Origin of the sequence: Sutterella wadsworthensis (assembly GCF_003315195.1) — a bacterium.
Classification (GTDB): domain Bacteria; phylum Pseudomonadota; class Gammaproteobacteria; order Burkholderiales; family Burkholderiaceae_F; genus Sutterella; species Sutterella wadsworthensis.
The window spans coordinates 1-3,478 of the sequence record NZ_QNRV01000060.1 but is presented as its reverse complement, the minus strand read 5'-3'; the positions used below and the strand labels follow the sequence as shown (position 1 = coordinate 3,478).

Genomic DNA, 3,478 nt, shown 5'->3' with positions numbered 1-3,478 from the left:
ATAGGTACGCCCATCGGCATCCGTGTACGTAGAGAAAGACCAAGGTTTTGGCGAAGATGGCATGATGTTGTCTATATTAAATAACTATAGACTATAATAAAGATAAAGCAAAGGCTTGTCAAGTTTTTATTAAATAAAAACAATGGATTAGGAAGAATAAATAGGCCGACATTGCGTCATATCAGGACCTCCCGGAGCTAGTCTCCGGGAGTTTGGGTTACTCGAAACTCCGCTTAATGCGGGGTTTTTGCTGTGTGCTTGCCAAACGAACAAAGTCGTCGGCAGTTTTCAAAATTCTGGGATTAAAAGCTGCCGTTACTTATCAAAATGAAGCTTGCTTCGAAGCAGGGCAATGTCTGGCAAGGTTTGATTGGTCAGTTTGGATTGTTAGCGGCAGTGTGACAGGCTGTATTCTTTTCGACCCATGACGAAAAGCAAAGTGACTGCGTGAAACGGGAGAGCGGCATGCTCTGCGCCGAGCGGAATAATGTTTAGACACTAACAAAACATGTTGGAGGTTCTAATGGCTGAGTTCATGTACGCCGACCGCATTCCCGCTGAAATTCTCGCGTGGGGAAATGAGCTTGCGCAGATACGGCGCGACATTCATCAGCATCCCGAACTTGGGTTCGACACTTCCCGCACCTGCGGCGTCATCGCCACAAAACTGAGCGAATGGGGTGTTGAATTTGATGACAAGCTCGTCGAAGGCGGTGTAATCGCCGTCGTGAACGGGAATGCACCCGGCCCGACGGTGGCGCTTCGCGCTGATATGGATGCGCTTGCCATGCCCGACGAATCTGAAAATGCCTGGAGAAGTGAGACTTCACAGCGTTGTCATGCCTGCGGCCATGACGGCCATGTGACTTGGCTCTTGGGAGCGTTACGCGCACTTCATGCGCATCCGGATTTTCCCGGCCGAGTTCTGGCTGTCTTTCAGCCGGCCGAAGAAATCGGCCGAGGCGCCAGAAGCGTTGTTGCCGCCGGCGTGCTTGAAAAATATAAGCCTCTCGAAATTTACGGCGCTCACGCTTCGCCGGTCTTCCCGAAAGGACAGATCGGTATTCAGGCTGGCCCTGTTCAGGCTTCCTGTGACTTTTTCTACATCACGCTCAAAGGGCGCGGCGCGCACGCTGCGAGGCCGCATACGACGCTCGATCCCATCCCGACGGCTGCGCTTCTTTCTGAATCACTCCAGACGATCGTTTCGCGCAAAGTGAACCCGATCGAACCCGCAGTGCTTTCAATCTGTGCCGTGCAGGCGGGGAATCTCCGGGCGCCGAATGTCATTCCGAATGAGCTGCAGCTTTCCGGCACGATCCGTACTTTCAATCCGGAAGTGCGGGCGCTTATTGAAACCGAAATGCGCCGCATGACGGAACACATCGCACTTGCGCAGGGGCTTGGGCATGAAGTGAGGATCGATCATCTCACGCCGCCGCTTATCAATTCGCCTGTTTGTGCCGATGCGGCGAAGCGTGTCGCTCAGCGTCTTTTCGGACCGGGATGCCCCCAGCCCGTGCCGATGTCGATGGCCGGGGAAGACTTCGCCGAATATGCCAATCGAATTCCCGGCATTCAGACTTATATCGGCATGGCCGATGAAACCCATCAGGCTGCCATTCACAACCCGAAGTTCGACTTCAATGACGAGATTCTGCCGTTGGCCGTCTGCTTCCTCTCAGAAATTGCCCGCAGCCGACTCACCGAGCTGACGCACTGATGCCCGTGAACGTGTTTCACTTCTGACCTCAATTTAATAAGCAATATGTCACGTACTTTTTTATCTAAATTTGCGCTGAGCTGTCTGGCCGCCTCTGCTGCCGCCGGTACGCTCGCATTTCCTGCGCCCGCTGCCGCCCGCACTGTCACGGTTGCTGTCTCGGCTTCGTTCACGTCGCTTGATCCTTACGATGCGCCCGACATTTTGACGCGCCTCGCTTCGAAATCGTTCTATGAAGGTCTCTTTACCTTCAATTCCAAGATGGAGCCTGTGCCGGAACTTGCTGAAGGCTATGAAACTTCACCCGATGCGAAAGTCTGGACGGTTACCTTGAAAAAGGGCGTCAAGTTCCATGACGGATCCGAGTTCACGGCCGACGCCGTCAAGGCCAACTTTGACCGGCTGCTTAATCCCGACAATAAGCTCTCGCGCTACAACGTCTACAAATTCATCGAAAAGGTCGAGGTGCTCGATCCGTACAAGGTGCGCTTTACGCTGCAGGCTCCGCTCGCGACTTTCGTTCGCCGTCTAGCGATGACGAACCCGCAGATGATCTGTCCAAGTCTCCTCAAGGATGCGCATGGCCTTGAGGGCAAGAAAGTCACGGCCTTTAATGCCTGCGGCACGGGGCCCTATACGCTGGTTTCCTTTAATCCCGCAGAAGAGCTTGTCGTCAAGAAGAACCCCAATTACCGAGATCCGTCGCTGCCGAAGCTCGACGGCATCGTTTGGAAGCCGGTGGTGGAAAACAGCACTCGTGCGGCGATGCTGCATACGGGTGAAGCGCAGTTCGTCTTCCCCATGCCTAATGAACAGATCGCCACGTTTAAGGGGGATCCGAAGTTCCGTATTGAAGAGGTGCCTTCCATCATGCAGCGCTATCTCTCGATCAATACGACCGTTAAACCTTTCGATGACGTTCGCGTGCGTCAGGCGATCAACTATGCCATCAACAAGGAGGCACTCTGCAAAGTGGCCTTTGCAGGCTACGCCGTACCTTCCGCGACGATCTATCCGGCAGAGATTCCCGGCGCACTGAAGCTCGGCCCCTGGCCCTATGATCCGAAGAAGGCTCGCGAACTGCTCAAGGAAGCAGGCTATCCGAACGGCTTCACGACTGAAATTTGGTCTGGATACTCCAACAGTACTTCGGCGAAAGTCGTTCAGTTCCTGCAGCAGCAGCTCGCGCAGGTCGGCATCAAGACGACAACCCGTATGCTTGAGCCGGGCGTTCGCGCGCAGATCGTATATGGCGTTAAGGATCCGAAGGAAGCAAAATCCCGCCTTTATTACATTGGCTGGGCCGACGGATCAATGGATCCGGATTGGGTGCTTCGCCCGTTGCTCGATTCGCGGCAGGCGCCTCCGAAATTTATGAATACGTCCTACTACAGCAACCCAAAGTTCGACGCGCTGCTCGATGAAGCCATCAGCACTACGGATGAAGCCAAGCGTACGGCGCTTTATCAGCAGGCCCAGAAAATGGTTTGGAACGATGCGCCCTGGGCCTATCTCGTTTATGAGGTCGGCACTGCCGGTGCGGATGCACGGCTGAAGAATTTCCACCTTCGCGCCGATACGGGAATCGACTTCCGTGAGGCCTATTGGGATGAATCGGAAAGCGGCAAATAAGGCGTTCTGATCAAACCTTTGAAGAGCGGCCGGAACTCCCGGATAACTGATCCCTAATTTTTCAGCACCCGGGGCGGATTTTCTAAGCCAAGCAGCGCGAGCATATCGCGCTGCTTTTTCGTA

General features: G+C 54.2%; 2 protein-coding genes. Both read left to right on the top strand.

Annotated elements, in window-relative coordinates; genetic code table 11:
* Window positions 1–523: 523 nt before the first annotated feature.
* Window positions 524–1,723 carry a M20 metallopeptidase family protein gene (locus tag DES29_RS12210; RefSeq protein WP_021995371.1) on the top strand — a complete coding sequence of 400 codons (1,200 nt, stop codon included), beginning with the start codon at window positions 524–526 and terminating at the stop codon, window positions 1,721–1,723.
* A gap of 45 nt (window positions 1,724–1,768) precedes the next feature.
* A complete protein-coding gene (locus DES29_RS12205) occupies window positions 1,769–3,355 on the top strand; it encodes an ABC transporter substrate-binding protein (protein WP_021995372.1) in 1,587 nt (528 codons plus the stop codon).
* Window positions 3,356–3,478: the final 123 nt, after the last annotated feature.

What these genes read in the sequence shown, in the direction of transcription:
- DES29_RS12210 (WP_021995371.1), top strand. Translation starts at nt 524, where the DNA reads ATGGCTGAGTTCATGTACGCCGACCGCATTCCCGCTGAAATTCTCGCG.
- DES29_RS12205 (WP_021995372.1), top strand. Translation starts at nt 1,769, where the DNA reads ATGTCACGTACTTTTTTATCTAAATTTGCGCTGAGCTGTCTGGCCGCC.